Source organism: Mucilaginibacter lacusdianchii, from assembly GCF_009770985.1.
Taxonomy (GTDB): Bacteria; Bacteroidota; Bacteroidia; order Sphingobacteriales; family Sphingobacteriaceae; genus Mucilaginibacter; species Mucilaginibacter lacusdianchii.
This window is the reverse complement of record NZ_WSRW01000003.1, coordinates 1,076,234-1,095,695: the sequence shown is the minus strand read 5'-3', so window position 1 is coordinate 1,095,695 and position 19,462 is coordinate 1,076,234. Positions and strand designations below refer to the sequence as shown.

The window sequence follows — 19,462 nt, the reverse complement described above, 5'->3', positions numbered from 1 at the left end:
TGGCTTTAGCGGCTTAAAACTTGTTGCCTTAGCTCATCCGATATGTCGTCTGTAATACGGATGATATCTTCTGGGGTATTGGTGTTATTGATTACAATTTTGTGGCAGCTGTCTTTGTACGGAAGTAAAAACTCTTTATACGCCGGCACAACATGGTTTTCCCATTTGTACATTACATCTTCGTTTGAATAACCGCGTTCCTTCAAATCTCTCTTCAAACGACGTCTAAGTGCAACGTCCTCTTCTGTATCAAGAAAAATTTTTAAATCCAGCTGCTTGGCAATTTCTTCAAAGTGAAAAATAAATAAGCCCTCAACAATTAGAATAGGCGCAGGTTTAATCTCTAATATTTTAGGTACAGCGGTTGGGTTATTGAAGGTGTATTCTTTTTTATAAATCGTTTGCTGATTAACCAGGTTGCGTATATCTGCTTCGAAATGCTCATGGTCAATAGTGCTTGGCAAATCAAAGTTGTACAATTTATTTTCTTCGGGCGTCATGTTTTGAGCCACCGGAAAATAATAATCATCTTGAGACACCAAACACACCTCATCGGCCGTAAAGTGTTCCAAAAAGCATTTCAAAAAAAACGTTTTGCCCGATCCACTTCCACCGGCAACACCAATTATAAAGGGCTTATTCATTCGGAATTCCGTAGCTGATGTTTACATGAAAGCGTTTATCCAATGCACCAATAGCATCAGCGGTATTTTTACTCATCACAATGATAACATCTTTAGTTGATTCGTTATCTGTAAAACGGCCAACCACTTTGGCAAAAGTGGTGCGGTTAGTCATAGGGTTTGTAATTTTAATTACCGTGCCCACAGGTGCTGTACGATGCAACACCAGTTTCTTACTGGCATCCAGTCCTGTATCATCCATCCAGGTAGCAACGCCCTTTTCGTTTTTTTCACTCAAACCGTAACGGTTGGCGGGCAAACGGCGTTCTGTGTTTGTACTATCCGGACTAACAGTTGTACTATCACGTGGCGCCGGAGGTATGGCACTTTGTGCTTGACTTACTGGTGGTTGAACCGCTACCTGGGACTGCTGCACAGGAGCAGCGGCGGCGCTGTTGGGTGCAGATTTGATCAATAACATTTGCCCAGGTGTTAAGCTGTTAGACCTGAGATTGTTTTGACTTACTATATCCTCCACTCGGGTGTTAAAGCGGCGAGCTATTGCATATAACGTTTCGCCGGCAGATACTTTGTACTGCGTAACATTTGGATCGGTACTTGATGCCTGCTGCGTGTTTAATGAATTGTTTTGTGCCGGTTGATTGCGTTGGCTATACGCAGGCTGTTGTACTGGTGCAACAGTTATAAAAGCTTGCTCGGTAGGCACTTTAATAACCTGTCCAACTCTAAGCGATGCGTTGTTATTAAACTGGATGATGACACCAGGTGCAACACTATAGCGGCGTCCAATGGAATAGTAATTATCTTTTGGTTCTAATTTGTGCAGAATTACTTTTTTGCCGTTTTGATTTTCGACGCCCACCGAATCAAGCAGGGGATGCGCCAGTAAGGATTTTGTTAGAATAGACAGCGGAACAACTAACAGTAAGTTCTTTAATTTCATGCTAAAACTTATACAGTTATAAATTTAATACCTTCACTTCCGATCTATCTTTTATATAGACCAGCTTGTTTTGGTATAGAACAAACGCCTCGGGCTGCAATTTTTGTATGTTGGTGTTTAATATATCCTCAAAAATTATCTCGTGCTCATCAGCAACAAACAAATACTGCCTGAGCTGACCGGCCCAAAGCGTGTGCAAAGATACAATTCTGAAATTATTGTAGGTGAGGTAATGTACTTTATGACCGTAAGATTCTACCGGAAGTTGAGGCAGGTCTGTTGGCAAAGCAACCGCATCAGGCACAATTATTTGATTATCAAAGTCAGTATCGGTCGTTGGATTATATGCCCGCTGTAACGTTCCGGTACGGATGTTTGATAAATAATACTTTGCCGGCTGCAAACGGCTGTCAAAAAATACCGGGCCATTGTTGCTTAAATGGTCAAAGCTGTAGTTAAAATTATGCCATAACAGGCGACCGGTTGTGGCTTCAACACCAGCTAAACCTCGATGTGCCGGACTGCCGGACGACTCATAATAATGCAATAGCAATACACCGCCGTAAGCGGCTTCAATGCCTGTAAGCCAACGTTCGTCAACTGTATAATTTTTAAAAAATGTCTTCCCGTCATTAAGGCTTATTGCCGCAAAGTCAACCCTTCGATCTTCAACGTGGCGTATTTCGGCAAATAGTGTATTACTGATCGGATCAACCTCCAAGCGCCAAACCTGCCCGTCAAAATGTTCGGCTACCAATAATTTTAATAAGGTCATGATGGCTAAGATAACTTTTTCTGATTGGTGTGTAAAATATTAGCTTTGCTGAAACACTTAATTACACTATGGTGTTCAAACTTTAAACAAATTCACAAAAATAACTATCATGGACGCTAAAGAAATAAGCTTAGACGAAGTAGCTGTAAAGCCGGTTGTAGATCATTTAAATGAACTGCTGGCCAATTATCATATTCATTATCAAAAAATAAGAGGTTGCCATTGGAATATAAAAGGTCCAAGCTTTTTTACACTGCATGCTAAGTTTGAAGAAATGTACACAACCGCCGTACAGACAATTGACGAACTGGCAGAACGTATTTTAACCTTAGGTAAACCACCATACAGCACATTTGCCGATTACATTGAAATTTCGACCATTAAAGAATTTAACACTATTGGCCGTAAAGACACTGAACTGGTTAAAGCCCTTATAGATGATATGGCCATTTTAATTGAAATGGAACGCCAGATTTTGGAAATTACAGCGGATGCTGGAGATGACGGTACCAATGATATGGTAAACGGCTTTATGCAGTACAAAGAGAAAAACACCTGGATGTTACGCTCATTTGTAAATGAAGATTAATAAATAAACTGAAATTATCTTTATAAAAAAGGCCCGCTAAATTAGCGGGCCTTTTTTATGTAAACGCTTTTAACAATTAAAATCTGATACCTAAAGTTAAATAAGCGTTATCACCTTTACGTTGCAACGCAGCAACAGGGCTGTACTGTACACCGATATCATATGGCTGCACATTTTGCTTAGTTGTTACATGAGTATACGTAGCATCAATATAATAATTACCGAAACGGTAACCTAAACCACCACTAGCAGTTTTAATGTCGCTTCCGTTTTGTTTTAATGGGTTACCTTGTATACCATAACCGCCGCGGAAAAATAATGCGCCAGCTATACGGGCTTCTGCACCTGCGCGGGCATTAACAGTTGAACGGTAAAGCGTTCTAATGTCTCTATTGTCATTATCAACGTTATATTCATTACTGGTTAGTTTAGTGTTAGAATAATCCAGGTATTCAACATCACCGGTAATAAATCCATACTTTCCAACAAATATTGCTAAGCCACCTGCTACCTTAAGTGGTGTACGTAAGTTATATTGCGTTTGATACGTATCACCATCGCTCATGCGGGCGCTTCCGGCATATTGAGTAGCCAAGCCTTCTGATGAAACGTCATCTACTGTGTACCAAGTAGGAGTGGTTAAGGTGGCACCAATTCTTAAAGCATTTACAGGTTTATAAATAAAACCCAATCGGGCGTTGAAGCCATTCCCTCTTGTAGCTTGGTCAAAACTGTAATTAGCAACATATTGTCTATTTGCTAAAGTAACGTTGTCTTCAGAAAAATTGGTTGTCGTATTATATCGAATGGTTGTAAAACCAAGCCCCAAACCTAAATACAACTTGTTACTATAGTTAGCACCCATTGACAAGTTCAACTCTGTTTGGCCGCCCGATGACGTAGTTCTGTTGGTTTGCGTACCGCCAAACGCACCGCTTGGTTGATATTGGTCAGCACCAGTATTAAAATTTATTAATCCTTGGTTGTATGCCCAGCCCTCTAAATAACCGTCTAAACTATATCCTTGATCTAGAGCCTGATTAGCTAGGCTAGTATAGTAATCAGTAACTGAGCTGTTGGTGTTTACGCCACTGTAATAAGTGTTTTGATAAAAGTTATTAGTGCGGTTGTAAGATGCTCCCCAGTTAACACTTAACCATCCTTTTGATTTATCTTGCCCTCTTGGCGTGTTTAAACGGGTATAAAATACAACAGCAGCGTTATTAAAATTAACGTTGTTGCTTTTGCCACTGTTACTTTGGCCAAGGTAAGTCGATTTAGTATCTGTAGCGTTGAATTCAGGGGTTATGCTCAATTCAGAACGTGTAAAGAAACCGATACCTGCAGGGTTACCGCTTACCGAGCTCAGGTCTCCGCCAACAGCCATTTGTGCATTACCTATCGCTTTAATACGGGAGGTAGACCCAGGTTGGGAAGTTGAAAAAAGAATAGCGTCTCTGGAGTATTGAGCAAAACTTGTTTTAGTGATGGCTACTGTAGCCATCACCATTAAGTAATATTTAATTTTCATGTAGTTGTAATCGTGATAAAATTATGGTCTTGAAGGACGGCCGCCGCCTCTGCTACCGCCGCCACCGCCTGACATACCGCCACCCATTCCAGAACTGCTTGATCTGGTGCTGCTTGGCTGATAAACTGGTCTTTCAATTTCGCCACGTTGAGGACGAGCTTGTGGCACATAATTGCCGTTGCTTCCATTGCGGGGCGTACTTCTGCCGTAAGCTGAACCGGAACTGCCATTACTGTAAACGGTTCTGCCAGGGTAATTCATAGTATTTGGATACGCTCCGGTATAGCCTGTACGAGTACCTCTAACTGGCATATTGTTAGCACCAACTACGCCTGAGCCACGGTATGGCCGAGGATTGGAATATCTGCTGTAAGCCGAGTAAACTCCCCAGTATGGATAGCCGCCACCATATCCGAGACCGTAGCCGGTACCCCAATATGAGTATGGCGAATAACCGTAATAACCATAACCAAACGGTGAATAACCGTACGGTCCGTAGCCACCGTAACCATAGCCAAAACCAAGGCCTACATTTAAGCCCCAGCCACCGCCGTATCCATAACCATAAGGACTGCCATAAGCATAAGCGCCGTTGCCATATGGGCTATAGCCATAATAATAGTCGTCGTAATACCCGAATGGCGATGAATAGTTAAAACGATTAATACGCGACGAATAACTATCGTAATAATAGTAATCATCTTCGTCTGCAGATTCATCGGCATTCACATACCGTTCTTGTGTTAAAACCTGGCGATACTCGGGTTGGTCGCCTGCTTTTGCGTCGCTAAAATAAACATCATCATCTTGCTTTGTGGACGAAGCCAGCTGATTAGTAGTTGAACAGGAAGCCAGCGCGAGAGCGCTGATCAACACAACTCCCTTTAGTATAGTAGTTTTCATGGATCCTGTGAAGTGTAAAAAGTAAAAGTTCAAATAACGTATAAATTTATAAATTTGGCCGTAAATTTATTAATACAATAGTCAAAATCTATTCCACAAATTTTAGTATGAGCAAGGGGATTATAAGTAAAGACGAAGATTATTCGCAATGGTTTAATGACTTAGTAATTAAAGCTGATCTGGCCGAGTATTCTCCGGTAAGAGGCTGTATGATTATTAAACCTTACGGCTATTCTATCTGGGAAAAAATGCAGGCCGTGTTGGATAAAATGTTTAAAGATACCGGGCACAGCAATGCCTATTTTCCGTTGTTTATACCAAAATCTTTCTTCTCAAAAGAGGCAAGCCACGTGGACGGATTTGCCAAGGAATGTGCGGTAGTGACACATTACCGTTTGAAAAACGATGGCAAGGGTAATATTATTGTAGACGAAGACGCTAAATTAGAAGAAGAATTAATCGTTCGGCCAACTTCTGAAACCATTATCTGGAACACCTATAAAGGTTGGATACAATCATACCGGGATTTGCCTATCTTGGTTAACCAGTGGGCTAACGTTGTGCGCTGGGAAATGCGTACCCGTTTATTTTTACGCACCAGCGAATTTTTATGGCAAGAGGGGCATACGGCTCATGCAACTGCCGAAGAGGCTGTAGCCGAAACAGAACAAATGTTGGAGGTTTACGCCAACTTTGTCGAAAATTGGTTAGCCGTACCCGTGGTAAAAGGTAAAAAAACTGCCAATGAACGATTTGCCGGTGCTTTGGATACTTACTGTATTGAAGCGCTGATGCAGGATGGCAAGGCTCTTCAGGCAGGCACCTCTCATTTTTTAGGACAAAATTTTGCAAAAGCATTTGATGTAAAGTATACCAGCAAAGAAGGGAAGCTTGATTATGTATGGGCAACCTCATGGGGAGTATCTACCCGTTTAATGGGGGCCCTTGTAATGGCTCATTCAGATGATGCTGGTTTAGTGTTGCCGCCAATGCTTGCTCCGATACAGGTTGTAGTTGTGCCGATTTATAAGCACGACGAAGAGCTGGTAAATATAAGAAACTATGTAGATGGCTTAAGCAAAGAACTTAAGGCCAAAGGCATATCTATAAAATTTGACGACCGCGATACCCAACGCCCAGGTTTTAAATTTGCAGAATATGAATTGAAAGGTGTGCCATTGCGTGTAGCGATAGGTAGCCGTGATATGCAAAACGGCACTGTTGAACTTGCCCGCCGCGATACTAAAACTAAGGAAACCGTACAACAAGCTGGTTTGGCAGAGCACATTGAAAAGCTGCTGGAAGAAATTCAAAAAAGCATTTTTGACAAAGCCTTTAAATTCCGCGAAGAGAATACTACTGAAGTTGATAATTACGAAGACTTTAAACGTTTGTTAGACGAAAAGCCCGGATTTATATCTGCCCATTGGGATGGCACTTCTGAAACAGAGCAACGCATTAAAGAAGAAACCAAAGCAACTATCCGTTGTATACCTTTAAACAATAAACAAGAAGAGGGTAAATGTATCTTAACCGGTAAACTATCTACCCAAAGGGTGTTATTTGCAAGGGCTTATTAATCTAGTTGTCTGTTGTGAGTGATGTGTTGTCTAAAAACAATTACCATCTTACAACAGACAACTCACAACAGACAACTTAACTATGAAATTCGCAACTAAAGCTATACATGCAGGGCAGGAGCCCGATCCAAGCAACGGCGCGGTAATGACGCCGATATACCAAACATCAACTTATTGGCAAAAAGCGCCTGGCGATAATCAGGGTTATGAGTACTCGCGTGGTACTAATCCAACCCGTAAAGCATTAGAAGACTGTTTAGCAGCGTTAGAAAATGCAAAATTCGGCTTAGCGTTTTCAAGCGGCATGGGAGCTACAGATGCGGTGATGAAACTGTTGCAACCCGGAGATGAAGTAATTACCGGTAACGATTTATACGGTGGATCATACCGTATCTTCACCAAAATATTTGCCAACTATGGTATAACGTTTCATTTTGTAGACCTAAGCGATCCTTCCATTATCGAGGAGTATGCAAACAGGAACACCAAAATGATTTGGATTGAAACGCCAACCAACCCAACCATGCAGGTGGTAGACATTGAAGCTATTGCTGAAATTTCTAAAAAGCTGGAGCTTACGCTGGTGGTTGATAATACATTTGCTTCGCCTTACCTGCAAAACCCAATGGACTTAGGTGCTGATATTGTAATGCACTCGGTAACTAAATATATTGGCGGTCACTCGGATGTTGTGATGGGCGCTTTGATGATGAACGATGAGGAGTTGTATAAACGACTGTGGTTTATCTACAATTCATGCGGTGCAACACCAGGGCCAATGGATAGCTTTTTAGTGTTACGGGGCATTAAAACGCTCCACCTCCGCATGAAAGCGCACTGCGAAAACGGTCGGCAGGTAGCAGAGTTCCTTAAAGACCATCCAAAAGTAGAACGTGTTTTCTGGCCTGGATTTACCGATCATCCTAACCACCATATTGCAGCGAAGCAAATGCGCGACTTTGGGGGTATGATTTCAATAGTATTGAAAGACGCCGATTTGCAGGAAACTTTCCGCGTTGCTTCAAATTTTAAAGTTTTTACGTTGGCCGAGTCACTAGGAGGTGTTGAATCGTTAATCAATCACCCAGCTACAATGACGCATGCGTCCATTCCGAAAGAAACCCGTGAGGCCGCTGGTGTTGTCGACAACTTGCTGCGTTTAAGTGTAGGAGTAGAAGATATTGAAGATTTGTTAGAAGATTTAAAAAGCGCTTTAGCGTAATGGAACAATGGATAGAATTGATTTTAAATCAATGGAGGCAGGAGGGTGTCGAATTAAATCCTCCTGCAGCTTTAGCTTCTATTGAGAAAGCACAATCTATCATAAATTTTAATTTTCCTGATGATTTTAAACTGTTGTATTCTGTTGTTGATGGGTTCAAAGATTTTGAATGGAGAAATAGTATGATTTCATTATGGTCGTTAGATAAAATAATAGGCAATTATGATGAGACAACCGACTATATAGTAATTAGTGATTTTTTCATATCCGTATGTCAATATGGCTTTGATAAGGATTCTAAGGAAATCTATAAGACATACTCACATTCTCAAAAAGGCCCTGCTGAAATCATTGCGCAATCATTCCAAGGATTTTTAAAACTTATTAACTGTGATTCAGCAACATTATTCTAAGCAACGTTCTAACAAATGGTAACCGATATTAAAGGTTTCCTAGATGCTAAGGTTGCCCAGTACAATCAGCCTGCTTTTATTGAAAACGACCCTATCGTAATTCCGCATCAGTTTACACTGAAACAGGATATAGAGATTATGGGCTTTTGGGCGGCCATACTAGCATGGGGCCAACGGGTAACCATAATCAAAAAATGTAAAGAACTGATTACTTTGATGGACGGTGCTCCTTATGATTTTATTATTAATCATGAGGAGCCCGATTTAAAAAAGCTGTTACAGTTTAAGCACCGAACATTTAATGATATTGATACGCTTTATTTTATCAGTTTTTTCAAATACCACTACCAGCGTTTTGACAGTCTGGAAGATGCATTTGTCCCAACATTGCAGGAAACAAGTGTTGAGAGTGCTTTAAACCATTTTAGAAACTATTTCTTCTCACTACCTGATTTTCCGCACCGCACCAAAAAGCATATTTCGTCACCCTCTCAAAAATCGACATGTAAGCGATTAAATATGTTTTTACGTTGGATGGTGCGTGATGATAATTGCGGAGTTGATTTTGGACTATGGAGCCGCATAAAACCTGCAGATTTAATTTGCCCATGTGACTTGCATGTAGATCGTATAGCCCGCCAACTCAAGCTCATCACCCGGAAACAAACTGACTGGCAAACGGCTTTAGAACTGACCGGACATTTGCGAAGTTTTGATCCGTTAGATCCTGTTAAATACGATTTTGCATTATTTGGTTTAGGTATAGAAGAACGTTGGGGGTTAGATGTGATTTTACACCTTTAAAATGTTGACATGTAAGCTTGTAATTCTAGATGATAATATTTAATTTGCTCTAAATCTAAACGTTAAATCATGAAATCAAAGTTTTACCTAACTGTTTTGCTATTCAGTAGCTTTATTTTTTCTTGTAAAAAGGATAATAATTCCGAGTCGGGCGAGGATGTTGCTAAAAGATATTTGCAATTACTTAGCAATAAGCCATGGAAGCGGTCTGTAACAGACAAAAATGCAGCGACAAATCCAAAAGACAAAGAATTGCTTTTTAATGCTGTAAATGAATGCGAATTAGATAATAGGTATAACTTCAACAACAACGGGTATTCTTTAATAATTGATAACGGTATGTCCAGCTGTAGTAATGAAACTCAGCTCCAAGGCGTTAATTATTCAGCCGACTTTGCTAAGCAAGAAATAGTTATTAACGGCCAAAAGTTCATTCTGGCAGAGCTTTCTGAAACCCAACTAAAATACTATGCCGTTGTGAGCAGAAGTAGTGGTTTTGTTAACATGGTTTATTTATACGAGCATTAAGCGACTGTTTGCAAAGCACAGGTAATATAAACGATGATGTCGTATAAATTTATAAAGTAACGGGTTAATTCCGGTATCGCGCTAATAGGTTCTCACTACTTCACAAACAATAATCCAAGTGTTATACAGTTGCCCAATTTAAGGCATTTAGATAAAGCCTATTTGTAAATTACCCATCATCTGTAATTTATATGGCTATTATTAATTCCTTATTCATAAAAACGTTGGCTTGTCTGGCTTTAATGTTTACTTGCGGCGCAGTGTATGTAAATTCTACAAACCAGCAAAAAGGCGTTAAAACACATGCAGACGCTATTAAAAGTTTAAAGCCGCACAAAAGCCTGCAGGTATCACATCTGATTAAAACAGTTGGTTCTGGTAGGCGAGCCGATAGTGCATATAAATCTAAAGGTATTATTTCACCACTAACTTTTGGTGCAAAAGGCGATGGAATTACAGATGATACAGAGGCGTTTCAAAAGGCCATTACGGCAGCCATTCAAAAAAGCTATAAGCTGGATATTCCAAGCCCTTTAAAATACTATAAAATTACGCATACTATCCATGTGGTACCAACTGCTGGTGCCGAATGCCGGTTGGATATAGAAGGACATGGAAAAAATCAAATTCTCTATACCGGCCCAGCCAATACGTCTTGCATTAAAGTGGTGGGTGTTAGGTTTTCTACTTGGATGGGTGTCAAAATAGGATTAGGAACAGCACCTGGACTTATAGGTATAGATTTAGATACCGACAACCAATCACATTCTACTTCTCATATAACCTTTGTGGGGTGTCATATTGGTTTAGGAAAAGGGATCGGTCAAACCGCATGGCGGCTTGGTCATGTGTCTGGTGGTGGCGCGGATATAAGCGATTTGCTATGGGAGGGGTGTTCTGTATTTGGTAATTATGGAAACATTGTATCGGGACAAAAAGGTTGGCACATTGAAGGAGCCAACACATTGCAAAACGTATGGCTGAATTGTTTCGGCGCCTTTTTAGACAAAATGTTCAGCAACACATCCGGACCGGGGGCAACAGGCACTGGAAACGGAGCTTGTTACTTTTTTGGAATGGGCACTTCGCAAAACAACAACGACTTTGATATTTCAAATGCGCAAACTTACCTAATAAGTGGCGGCCGGTTCGAGAGTGGAAAGAGAGTACTTACGGTCAACAACAGCAATGTGTCGCCAAGCATCATTTTTCAGGGAACCGAAATTAACGATTACGGCCCAACAGACGGGGTGTTGTTTTATTTGGATATGCCATGCAGTTTGAAACTTGACGGACTGAACATCGGTTCTGGACGACACCCAGCGTATGACAACAGAATGATAACCTGTTATGGTGGCGGCAATGGCGCTGGTATTGGCCGCGTTATAATTGATGGTGGTGCTATTTCTGCTAACAAAGACGAATTTTACAAAGCTAATTTAAATAAAACCCATTGGCGGGTTTACGTACGAGGAGTAGGACACCTTAAAGGAGGGGTGTGTACAGACATGATGACTGACCATCCGGGTAGTGCCGAATAAACGGCCACCTCTGATACATACATCGCAACTTATGTATATTTAAATTTAAAAAACCGACTTTTTATTTACTCTATAAAAAGCTTTCAAAAAGTTGAGTGCTGCATCCGAAGCTTCAAACTCTTCGCTTTTCAGTATCTCATCATCTAAAGTGAAAAAGCTTGTTAGCTCTTGATGCTTTTGTAAATTGATATATTCAAATCCCATCTGCCATTCGCCAAAATTCCGGTTATCTATAAATGAATGCTTAAGTACTGTTAAGCAATGATGACGCTGGTCGCGCTGTATCTTTTCAAAAATTCTTTCCACCTCAAATTGTGACCCTTCTAATGATTGCATAAACCGGCCTTCCGTATGGGTAGAAAGTTGTCCTTCTATATAAACAAGTATACCGGTTATACCGTGGTCATTATTCCAATCTCTTGATTGCTTTAGCAGTGCTATTAAATCGTCCTCCTGCATGAGGTTCATGACCTTACTGATGTATATAACATTATAAATCATAAGCCGATTGACATTAGGTCTTGTATACGTTAAAGTTAAGCGTAAAAAGCTTTGATACAAAAGAAAATCACCTGCGTTATATGTTGATGTAAAAATGCAAGCAATTATATAACAGTTCATTATCTGGCTTTTGCACAGCTCCAGATAAGCTGATTTACTTCGTTCGGCTTTTCATGATGTAGCCAGTGAGTGGCGTCATCAAGTAGCACTAATTTCCCCTTGAGGCAAAAGTCAATACTTTGCTTAGCCATTTCTACACTTAATGTAGTGTCTTTTTTACCCCAAATAATTAATGTAGGTACATGAATTTGAGTGTAAGATTTTGCGGCGTCTTGTTTAAAAGCACGGTACCAGTTTATCATTGCCGTGAGGGCATAAGGCTGTTGCCATGCTTGCTGGTATCGCTGCATATCTTGCTTGCTAAATGTACCTCGTTTAGATGTTTTGCGTAAACTGTTTTTTAATAAGCGAAAGCCAAACATCCGGCAAAGCCATTCCGGAATGAAGGGTAATTGAAAGAAAGCGGCATACCAGCTCTTAAACATCTGTTTAGGACTACGCTTCAGATTGTTAAGCATTACCTGTAAATGCGGCATGTTTAATATAACAAGCTTGTTTAACAGTTCGGGATGTTGCTGGGCTAGCGTCCAGGCCACACCGCCGCCCCAATCGTGGCCAACTAGTGTCACTTTCTTGGGCGTTAAGTGTTTAATTAAGGCCACTACGTCGGCTACTATGTGGTCAATTACATAAGCGTGCGTTCCTTTTGGTTTACTGCTTAGATTATATCCACGTAAATCAGGAGCTATGGCGTTAAAGCCTTTAGAAGCAAAGAAAGGTAGTTGATCATGCCAGGCGTAGCTAAATTCCGGAAACCCATGTAAAAAGACAATGGTATCACCACTGGGGTCTCCATCTTGTAGGGCATGTAACCGCACGCCGTTTACGTCAAAATAAAGATCCTGCATATATTAATGAATGTATATGCAGGATGCTTTGTTTGCTATTGTTCTTCTTTAAAATATACCTTGTAATAGTTCATGGCTTTGGCATCGTCAAAGCCTTTTTCTATTAAGTCTTTGTCGCCATGTATATAGATATGAAAGTTTCGATCAAGCTTCAGTACACTTTTGTATACCCGAGCCTGTTTCTTTACAGCATTGTCCGATATTTCAAATGAGTCGGGAATAACCGTTTCAAATTCCTGTTCGTACTGCTGCTTATAATTTTTAAACGACTCGATTGCCTGATCGTTACCCAAAACCTCGCCCGTAAACTCGTCAATTTCAAAAGTTTCCTTTTCTTTGAAGTACTTCATGGAACGGTTAAGCAAATCTATTTTGTCGGCCTTGGACATATCAAATTCGTCATCCAACTTTTGAGTAACAAAATTTTTGTATATACTTAAAGTATTGTTGGTTTGATTAAAGTTGTCATTCCGAATTTTCAGTTGTAAAAATTCATCTTTCCAATATACCGCTTCCTGGCTACGGTTGGTTTGGTCTATTACCACTACTTTATACCCTTCCTCTTTTTGGGTGTTAAGTATCAGGCAACCTTTATCCAGTTTGTTAATGTTGATAGCATTTTCCTCATAATCCAGGCCAAAGCCGCCCTCCTGTGGATAGACTTTCAAGAAGGTTTCTTTTGTTTCCGATTTAAAAATACCAATGGCATCAACCGCTTCGCCTTCTAACTGTACAGCGCTAAAAAAAGCTACATACACTTCGCCCGGTTTGATTTTAGGATGATTGGATATCCCATACAAATACTTAGCTATTTGCTGCGATACTTCATGAAAGCGGTTCTCATCTTCAAAAACTTCAGTACAAAAATGAAATATCTCGTTCAGGTTTATATCGCCACTTGAGTGCATCAGGTGGTACACCTCGTTAGTTTTTTCAAACGGCGTCAAAAAATACTGCATCAGCAGCTTTGGGATGATTTCATCTTTTAAGGTGATAGGGGCATCAGAAAGGGCATACATTTCGTTTTGCGACGAATTACCTACATGATGTACAGATATTGTGTTGAGCGAAGACTCGAAAAAAGTTACCATAATTAAGCCCGCAAATAAACGAATATTTTGCGTGGCAAAGGAGAGGAGGTGAGCTTTATTTACCCGGCTTGCTGCGGGTTTACATTGGTTTGCTCGCGCAATTCATTTAGCTGAATTTCATAGGCACGCATTCGGGCATGCAAAATATCTACCTCGGTACGTAGCATTTGTATTTCGGTAATCAGCTTAGGAGATTCTGACTTGTTGATTTTGCGGTCGCCTGTGCCCAAAATAAGCCATTCGGGCGAGTACTTGAGCTGAAAACAAAGTCTTCTGATCAAATAATAACTAATTTCTTGCTTGCGGTTGATAACCTTGCTGATAAATCCCTGATCTACCTCAATGGCTTTTGCTAAGCCCAGCTGACCGCCATGCTCTTTCACAATAACTTTCAGCCTTTTTATTACCGCATCGTCAGTCATAGCCAGTACTAATTTTCTGCAATAATAATTATTATCAGCAGAAAACAAACAAGGCGTAATTAATAGTATGCGCGCTTAACGCAAAACGTTTCTTTGCGGCAAGCCGTTTACAGCATTTCTTTGTGCACGTACGGTTGCCAATTCGGCAGCTTTTTGCTTCAATAACGGTTTTACGTTTTTATTTTTAGCTAGAATGTTACTTACGTTATGCTGCTGTTTGCCATAATAGATGGTAATTAAAGCTATAACAATTAGGCCAACAATAAGAAATGCAATCATGGGTGATAGATGTTTATATAAATACGTATAGTACTACGTTAGTAGATGGCACCTTGTTTCAAAAAATTGTTACCAGTAGTAATAAATTATTTAAATGTGCTTGGCAGTTAAACAATTGCTAGTAAAAAAAGTCGAATGTTAAATTGGAAAAGTTAGTGATGAAGCATTGGATTTTGTGTTGTATGTTGTTTTTAGGTGCAGCTTGCATTTCAGGCAAACAACCGGATACTGCGGCTGATAATTTTAGGAATGAGTTTTTAGCTCGCATCAATCAAGTAAGACAGCAGGGCTGCAAATGCGGCACTACCGTTATGCCACCCGCGCCGCCGCTGGTATGGAATGAGGATTTAGAGAAGGCGGCTGTGGGCCACGCTCGCGATATGGCCAAGAAAAACTATTTTAACCACGACAGTCAGGACGGACGTACCATGGGCGACCGTATCATGCAGGCGGGTTACAAATATGATGGTTACAAAAGCTTTGTTGTTGGCGAAAATATTGCCCGTGGGCAAAAAAGTATTGCCGAGGTATCAAACGGATGGTTTAAAAGCGTAGGACATTGTAAAAATTTGATGAATCCGCAATTTAGAGAAGTGGGGGTTGCCAAATACAAAACCTATTGGGTGCAGGATTTTGGCGGACGAGAACCGTTTTCGGATTATGAAAAACGGATGATCAAAAGTGGGCGCATGATTATTAAAAAAGTGTCCGGTAACAGTGAGCACGAGTAAGTAAGCGGTGCAAAAACAAAACCGGCTAAGTTTTTAATTACTTAGCCGGTTCATCATCATCTACTTTTTACGAATCCAGGTTACCACTGCGGCAGCTATAAATGCCGTTATGAAAACCTTTTCCGTAAGGCCTTTGGGGTTATGCTTCAGTTCTGCTTTCCAACCTTTTTCGGCGAAGATGTTTGGTATATGACCTTTCTTTAAATCATCTACAATGCCTTCAACTACATTTACCCGATCTGCCAGTAACAATGGCAGCCAGTGGCCATAGCTAGATTCGCTGTACTTAAAAGCAAATCGCCTGATAGCTCCACTGAGACCGGATGGCGGCGCAACGGTACCAAACACGGCTGTTAAATTTGGCCGTTCGTTTGAATGCAATATTTCCACAGTAGCTGGTTGTTGTGCCGGGCGTACCCAATTAATGCGGTTATGATCGTCACCCGTATATTTTTTCATTGGGTGCGTAGGTTCATTGGTTGGGTCGGCATCAACGCCCCAGCCTTTAATATGTGAATAATCATTCGGTGTATTTTCCATAATTAGTTCCTCCTTTTAAACTCTGGCTGATGGCGGTATTAAAATTGGTTTAATGCAATTATCAAGCTTTGCAGAAAAGATGTGATAAGCATCTGCAGCTTCCTCTAGTGGCACTCTGTGCGTAATGATCGCTTTCGGGTCCAAACGTCCGGCTTGTATGTGTTCTATTAATCTTGGCAACAACCGTTTTACAGATGCTTGATTAGCTCGAATTGTTAACCCTTTGTTCAACACGTTACCTATAGGTACCAAATTATCGGTAGGGCCATAAACGCCTACAATAGAAACGATACCACCTTTTTTTACTGAATTTATTGCCCAATGCAAAGCAGTAGCAGAACCAGCCTGTAACATCAATTTTCGCCCTGTTATAGTTTGCATGGCACTGCCCGCAGCATCGCCGCCTACAGCGTCAATACAAACGTCGGCACCAAACCAATCAGTGGTTTTTTTGATAAACAATACCGGATCTTCCAAAGATTTAAAATTGTAAGCCTCGCACTGCGCGTAGTTACGGGCAAACTCCAACCTGTATTCCAAATGGTCAATAATAATTACCCGACCCGCACCAAATAGCCATGAACATTTTGCGGCCATAATACCAACAGGCCCGGCGCCAAATACCACTACAGTATCACCTTTTTTGATACCGCCCATTTCGGCAGCCTGGTAACCAGTGGGTACTACGTCGGTCAGCAGAACTGCATCATCTGGATCCATATCTGGTGGAATAACGGTAGGGCCAACATCTGCATAAGGTACTCGAACATATTCGGCCTGACCACCGTCAAAGCCACCTGCCGTATGCGAGTAACCAAAAATACCACCTACAGCTGTTGCTTGCGGGTTAGATTCATGACAGTTGCCGTATAACTCTTGTTTACAAAACGCACATTGTCCACAAGCGATATTAAACGGAACCAGCACATTGTCGCCTACTTTAATTTTGGTAACAGAAGATCCAATTTCTTCTACAACACCAATAAATTCGTGGCCAAAAGTTGTGCCCACCCTGGTATCGGGAACAAGTCCATGATATAGGTGCAAATCCGACCCGCAGATGCAGGAACGGGTTACACGAACAATCGCATCACTCGGATGCAAAATTTCGGGATATGGTTTTTGATCAACACGGACCCTGAACGGCCCACGATAGTTCATTGCTAACATAATGGGTTGATTTTATATTTTAGTTTATAACCGTATGTTTATAATGGTTAGCAACAGCCCTCATCAGTTAAAGTTTTGTCATTATGACATATGTGTTATAGTTATAGTTAAATCACTAAAAACTGGAAGCGAATAAAAACCATAATTAAAACTTGTTGTTTTACCGCTTTAACACAGTGTATGTAAGTAAACTTGTAACAAAGCTTGTATATATTTAAACACTTTTAGCTTACAAGATTATCAATTTCATTTAGGCAAAGTGCACTTTATTGGCCCTTACCATTGCCATAACATTTTTATTTATCATATTTGAAGGCATACAAACGCTTACAATTCACTTTAACATTTGATTACCTATGCAGGATTTAGACCCTATCGTTCTTGAAAAAGTAAATACATGGCTTCAAGGAAGTTATGACGCTGATGTTAAGCAACAGATTCAGAAGTTGCTTGATGAAAAAGCCAATACAGAATTAACCGACTCTTTTTATAAAAACCTTGAGTTTGGAACCGGTGGTTTACGTGGCATTATGGGGCCCGGATCTAACCGCATTAACAAATATACTATAGGCTCAGCTACTCAGGGTTTAGCTAACTACTTGAAAAAGACTTATCCTGGCGAACAAATTAAAGTTGCTATTGCACATGACAGCCGTAACAATTCAGATGTTTTAGCCGGCATTACAGCCGACGTATTTTCTGCAAACGGAATTTACGTTTATTTTTTTAGCGCATTGCGCCCTACACCAGAGTTATCTTTTGCCGTACGTCAGTTAGGTTGCAAAAGCGGTGTGATGTTAACAGCATCTCACAATCCAAAAGAGTATAATGGCTATAAAGCTTACGGTGCTGATGGCGGACAATTTGTATCTCCGGCAGATAGCGATGTAATGAATGAAGTGGCCGCTATCAAAAGCATAGATGAGGTGAAGTTTGAACGCAATGAAGCGAATATTGAGATGATCGGCGAATCTATCGACGAACTTTATCTGGATAAAATCACTCAATTATCCGTATCACCTGAAGCTATTCAGCGTCAAAAAGATTTGAAAGTTGTTTATTCGCCAATACATGGTACTGGTATCACGTTAGTTCCAAAAGCACTGGAACGTTTTGGATTTGAAAACGTAATTTTGGTTGATGAGCAAACTAAGCCTGACGGTAACTTCCCAACGGTTGTATATCCTAATCCTGAAGAAAAAGAAGCGTTAACGCTTGCTTTAAAGAAAGCACAGGAGTTAGATGCTGATTTGGTACTAGCCACCGATCCTGACGCTGACCGCGTGGGCATTGCTGCTAAAAACACACAAGGCGAATTCATATTATTTAACGGTAACCAAACCGGAAGCTTATTAATTAATTACTTGCTTACCGCATGGCAGGAAAAAGGCAAATTAACTGGTAACGAATATATTGTAAAAACTATCGTAACCTCATACTTAATTGATGCCATAGCTGCCGAAAAAGGCGTAAAATGCTACAACACCCTTACTGGTTTCAAATACATAGGTGAACTGATGACCAGCTTTGAAGGCAAGCAAACTTTTATTGGTGGCGGCGAGGAAAGCTATGGTTATTTAATTGGCGAGTTTGTAAGAGACAAGGATGCTGTAGTGTCAAGCGCGTTTATTGCAGAGATGACAGCTTTTTACAAAGACAAAGGTACTAGCCTATTTGAAGCACTGATTGACACCTATTTGCAATACGGCTTCTATAAAGAAAAGCTAATTTCCATTACTAAGAAAGGTAAAACTGGTGCAGAGGAGATAAAGGCGATGATGGAAAAATATCGTACTAATCCGCCGGCTACATTAGGTGGTTCAAAAGTGATCGCATTAAAAGATTACGAATTACGCCAGGAAACTGACTTGAACACCAACACCACAAAACCAATTGAACTGCCTAAATCGGACGTTCTACAATTTATTACCGAAGATGGCAGCATTATCTCTGCCCGTCCATCAGGCACAGAACCTAAAATTAAATTTTACTGTAGTGTAAACGGCAAACTGGCCAGCAAAGAAGCATACCAGGAAACTGACCAGCAACTGGATGCCAAAGTAGACGCCATTATGCGCGACTTAGGTGTGTAAACTTGCATAAATAATTAAATGAAAGGTCCCTACATATTTTGCAGGGACCTTTTTTTGCGAGTAACAAAATCTAAATCATGGTATGTTAGACTTTGGCACCTTATTCAAAACTGCGTTCATCGTATCTAGCTTGGTGCAAAATTCGCTTTCTTCCGTGGTGATAGTTATCTGCATTTGAGCCATTCGGCCATCGG

The 19,462-nt window shown here is 40.6% G+C and carries 20 protein-coding genes and 1 pseudogene; 9 read left to right on the top strand and 12 right to left on the bottom strand.

What is annotated here, in order from left to right; translation table 11 throughout:
• Nucleotides 1-5: 5 nt before the first annotated feature.
• The 3 genes from GPM24_RS18300 to GPM24_RS18290 are packed head-to-tail and all read right to left on the bottom strand — an operon-like array spanning nucleotide 6 to nucleotide 2,362.
• Nucleotides 6-644 carry a uridine kinase family protein gene (locus tag GPM24_RS18300; RefSeq protein ID WP_158828547.1) on the bottom strand — a complete coding sequence of 213 codons (639 nt, stop codon included), beginning with the start codon at nucleotides 642-644 and terminating at the stop codon, nucleotides 6-8.
• Nucleotides 637-1,587 carry a LysM peptidoglycan-binding domain-containing protein gene (locus tag GPM24_RS18295; RefSeq protein ID WP_158828546.1) on the bottom strand — a complete coding sequence of 317 codons (951 nt, stop codon included), beginning with the start codon at nucleotides 1,585-1,587 and terminating at the stop codon, nucleotides 637-639. Before GPM24_RS18295 ends, GPM24_RS18300 begins: the two co-directional genes overlap by 8 nt.
• A 16-nt stretch (nucleotides 1,588-1,603) precedes the next feature.
• The gene (locus GPM24_RS18290) at nucleotides 1,604-2,362 is read right to left on the bottom strand and encodes a DUF4905 domain-containing protein (RefSeq protein WP_158828545.1); all 759 of its coding nucleotides are present in this window, start codon (nucleotides 2,360-2,362) and stop codon (nucleotides 1,604-1,606) included.
• Nucleotides 2,363-2,471: 109 nt separating this feature from the next.
• Here GPM24_RS18290 and GPM24_RS18285 point away from each other — a divergent pair, with 109 nt between their 5' ends.
• The gene (locus GPM24_RS18285; protein WP_158828544.1) at nucleotides 2,472-2,951 is read left to right on the top strand and encodes a Dps family protein; all 480 of its coding nucleotides are present in this window, start codon (nucleotides 2,472-2,474) and stop codon (nucleotides 2,949-2,951) included.
• A gap of 76 nt (nucleotides 2,952-3,027) precedes the next feature.
• Here the strand turns inward: GPM24_RS18285 and GPM24_RS18280 are convergent, their stop codons facing one another.
• Together GPM24_RS18280 and GPM24_RS18275 are read right to left on the bottom strand one after the other, a co-directional pair.
• Nucleotides 3,028-4,482: an OmpP1/FadL family transporter gene (locus tag GPM24_RS18280; protein WP_158828543.1), complete on the bottom strand. Its 1,455-nt coding sequence runs from the start codon at nucleotides 4,480-4,482 to the stop codon at nucleotides 3,028-3,030.
• 21 nt (nucleotides 4,483-4,503) lie between these two features.
• Entirely contained in the window at nucleotides 4,504-5,385 is an 882-nt protein-coding gene (locus GPM24_RS18275) for a hypothetical protein (protein WP_158828542.1), read from the bottom strand.
• A gap of 107 nt (nucleotides 5,386-5,492) precedes the next feature.
• Between GPM24_RS18275 and proS the strand changes: the two genes are divergently transcribed.
• The 6 genes and pseudogenes from proS (at nucleotide 5,493) to GPM24_RS18245 (ending at nucleotide 11,473) form a co-directional block, all read left to right on the top strand.
• Nucleotides 5,493-6,965, top strand: coding sequence for a proline--tRNA ligase (gene proS / locus GPM24_RS18270; RefSeq protein WP_158828541.1), 1,473 nt, complete (start codon nucleotides 5,493-5,495; stop codon nucleotides 6,963-6,965).
• A 76-nt stretch (nucleotides 6,966-7,041) separates the two neighbouring features.
• A pseudogene (locus GPM24_RS18265) lies at nucleotides 7,042-8,187 on the top strand (cystathionine gamma-synthase); the annotation flags it as partial.
• Entirely contained in the window at nucleotides 8,187-8,600 is a 414-nt protein-coding gene (locus GPM24_RS18260; RefSeq protein ID WP_158828539.1) for an SMI1/KNR4 family protein, read from the top strand. The pseudogene GPM24_RS18265 and the gene GPM24_RS18260, both read left to right, overlap by 1 nt.
• A gap of 15 nt (nucleotides 8,601-8,615) precedes the next feature.
• A complete protein-coding gene (locus GPM24_RS18255) occupies nucleotides 8,616-9,404 on the top strand; it encodes a TIGR02757 family protein (protein ID WP_158828538.1) in 789 nt (262 codons plus the stop codon).
• 69 nt (nucleotides 9,405-9,473) lie between these two features.
• Entirely contained in the window at nucleotides 9,474-9,932 is a 459-nt protein-coding gene (locus GPM24_RS18250) for a hypothetical protein (protein WP_158828537.1), read from the top strand.
• Nucleotides 9,933-10,123: 191 nt separating this feature from the next.
• Complete coding sequence (locus GPM24_RS18245; protein WP_158828536.1) at nucleotides 10,124-11,473, top strand: hypothetical protein; 1,350 nt, start codon at nucleotides 10,124-10,126, stop codon at nucleotides 11,471-11,473.
• A 45-nt stretch (nucleotides 11,474-11,518) separates the two neighbouring features.
• On the opposite strand, the gene GPM24_RS18240 is transcribed toward GPM24_RS18245, so the two are convergent.
• From GPM24_RS18240 to GPM24_RS18220, 5 genes are all read right to left on the bottom strand, one after another.
• Entirely contained in the window at nucleotides 11,519-11,974 is a 456-nt protein-coding gene (locus GPM24_RS18240; RefSeq protein ID WP_158828535.1) for a BLUF domain-containing protein, read from the bottom strand.
• Between the two features lie 119 nt (nucleotides 11,975-12,093).
• Nucleotides 12,094-12,942, bottom strand: a complete 849-nt coding sequence (locus GPM24_RS18235) for an alpha/beta fold hydrolase (protein WP_158828534.1) — start codon at nucleotides 12,940-12,942, stop codon at nucleotides 12,094-12,096.
• Between the two features lie 35 nt (nucleotides 12,943-12,977).
• A complete protein-coding gene (locus GPM24_RS18230) occupies nucleotides 12,978-14,033 on the bottom strand; it encodes a nucleoid-associated protein (protein ID WP_158828533.1) in 1,056 nt (351 codons plus the stop codon).
• A 59-nt stretch (nucleotides 14,034-14,092) separates the two neighbouring features.
• Nucleotides 14,093-14,455: a hypothetical protein gene (locus tag GPM24_RS18225; protein WP_158828532.1), complete on the bottom strand. Its 363-nt coding sequence runs from the start codon at nucleotides 14,453-14,455 to the stop codon at nucleotides 14,093-14,095.
• A gap of 75 nt (nucleotides 14,456-14,530) precedes the next feature.
• Complete coding sequence (locus tag GPM24_RS18220; protein ID WP_158828531.1) at nucleotides 14,531-14,734, bottom strand: hypothetical protein; 204 nt, start codon at nucleotides 14,732-14,734, stop codon at nucleotides 14,531-14,533.
• A 158-nt stretch (nucleotides 14,735-14,892) separates the two neighbouring features.
• Between GPM24_RS18220 and GPM24_RS18215 the strand changes: the two genes are divergently transcribed.
• Complete coding sequence (locus GPM24_RS18215) at nucleotides 14,893-15,465, top strand: CAP domain-containing protein (protein WP_158828530.1); 573 nt, start codon at nucleotides 14,893-14,895, stop codon at nucleotides 15,463-15,465.
• 60 nt (nucleotides 15,466-15,525) lie between these two features.
• On the opposite strand, the gene GPM24_RS18210 is transcribed toward GPM24_RS18215, so the two are convergent.
• Nucleotides 15,526-16,005, bottom strand: a complete 480-nt coding sequence (locus GPM24_RS18210; protein ID WP_158828529.1) for a hypothetical protein — start codon at nucleotides 16,003-16,005, stop codon at nucleotides 15,526-15,528.
• Between the two features lie 15 nt (nucleotides 16,006-16,020).
• Complete coding sequence (locus GPM24_RS18205) at nucleotides 16,021-17,175, bottom strand: zinc-dependent alcohol dehydrogenase (protein ID WP_158828528.1); 1,155 nt, start codon at nucleotides 17,173-17,175, stop codon at nucleotides 16,021-16,023.
• A gap of 356 nt (nucleotides 17,176-17,531) precedes the next feature.
• Between GPM24_RS18205 and GPM24_RS18200 the strand changes: the two genes are divergently transcribed.
• The gene (locus GPM24_RS18200; RefSeq protein ID WP_158828527.1) at nucleotides 17,532-19,268 is read left to right on the top strand and encodes a phospho-sugar mutase; all 1,737 of its coding nucleotides are present in this window, start codon (nucleotides 17,532-17,534) and stop codon (nucleotides 19,266-19,268) included.
• The last annotated feature ends 194 nt before the right edge of the window (nucleotides 19,269-19,462 follow it).

Excerpts from the sequence above, each read along its gene's own strand:
- GPM24_RS18300 (WP_158828547.1), bottom strand. The coding sequence starts at position 644 with ATGAATAAGCCCTTTATAATTGGTGTTGCCGGTGGAAGTGGATCGGGC.
- GPM24_RS18295 (WP_158828546.1), bottom strand. The coding sequence starts at position 1,587 with ATGAAATTAAAGAACTTACTGTTAGTTGTTCCGCTGTCTATTCTAACA.
- GPM24_RS18290 (WP_158828545.1), bottom strand. The coding sequence starts at position 2,362 with ATGACCTTATTAAAATTATTGGTAGCCGAACATTTTGACGGGCAGGTT.
- GPM24_RS18285 (WP_158828544.1), top strand. The coding sequence starts at position 2,472 with ATGGACGCTAAAGAAATAAGCTTAGACGAAGTAGCTGTAAAGCCGGTT.
- GPM24_RS18280 (WP_158828543.1), bottom strand. The coding sequence starts at position 4,482 with ATGAAAATTAAATATTACTTAATGGTGATGGCTACAGTAGCCATCACT.
- GPM24_RS18275 (WP_158828542.1), bottom strand. The coding sequence starts at position 5,385 with ATGAAAACTACTATACTAAAGGGAGTTGTGTTGATCAGCGCTCTCGCG.
- proS (WP_158828541.1), top strand. The coding sequence starts at position 5,493 with ATGAGCAAGGGGATTATAAGTAAAGACGAAGATTATTCGCAATGGTTT.
- GPM24_RS18260 (WP_158828539.1), top strand. The coding sequence starts at position 8,187 with ATGGAACAATGGATAGAATTGATTTTAAATCAATGGAGGCAGGAGGGT.
- GPM24_RS18255 (WP_158828538.1), top strand. The coding sequence starts at position 8,616 with ATGGTAACCGATATTAAAGGTTTCCTAGATGCTAAGGTTGCCCAGTAC.
- GPM24_RS18250 (WP_158828537.1), top strand. The coding sequence starts at position 9,474 with ATGAAATCAAAGTTTTACCTAACTGTTTTGCTATTCAGTAGCTTTATT.
- GPM24_RS18245 (WP_158828536.1), top strand. The coding sequence starts at position 10,124 with ATGGCTATTATTAATTCCTTATTCATAAAAACGTTGGCTTGTCTGGCT.
- GPM24_RS18240 (WP_158828535.1), bottom strand. The coding sequence starts at position 11,974 with ATGATTTATAATGTTATATACATCAGTAAGGTCATGAACCTCATGCAG.
- GPM24_RS18235 (WP_158828534.1), bottom strand. The coding sequence starts at position 12,942 with ATGCAGGATCTTTATTTTGACGTAAACGGCGTGCGGTTACATGCCCTA.
- GPM24_RS18230 (WP_158828533.1), bottom strand. The coding sequence starts at position 14,033 with ATGGTAACTTTTTTCGAGTCTTCGCTCAACACAATATCTGTACATCAT.
- GPM24_RS18225 (WP_158828532.1), bottom strand. The coding sequence starts at position 14,455 with ATGACTGACGATGCGGTAATAAAAAGGCTGAAAGTTATTGTGAAAGAG.
- GPM24_RS18220 (WP_158828531.1), bottom strand. The coding sequence starts at position 14,734 with ATGATTGCATTTCTTATTGTTGGCCTAATTGTTATAGCTTTAATTACC.
- GPM24_RS18215 (WP_158828530.1), top strand. The coding sequence starts at position 14,893 with ATGAAGCATTGGATTTTGTGTTGTATGTTGTTTTTAGGTGCAGCTTGC.
- GPM24_RS18210 (WP_158828529.1), bottom strand. The coding sequence starts at position 16,005 with ATGGAAAATACACCGAATGATTATTCACATATTAAAGGCTGGGGCGTT.
- GPM24_RS18205 (WP_158828528.1), bottom strand. The coding sequence starts at position 17,175 with ATGTTAGCAATGAACTATCGTGGGCCGTTCAGGGTCCGTGTTGATCAA.
- GPM24_RS18200 (WP_158828527.1), top strand. The coding sequence starts at position 17,532 with ATGCAGGATTTAGACCCTATCGTTCTTGAAAAAGTAAATACATGGCTT.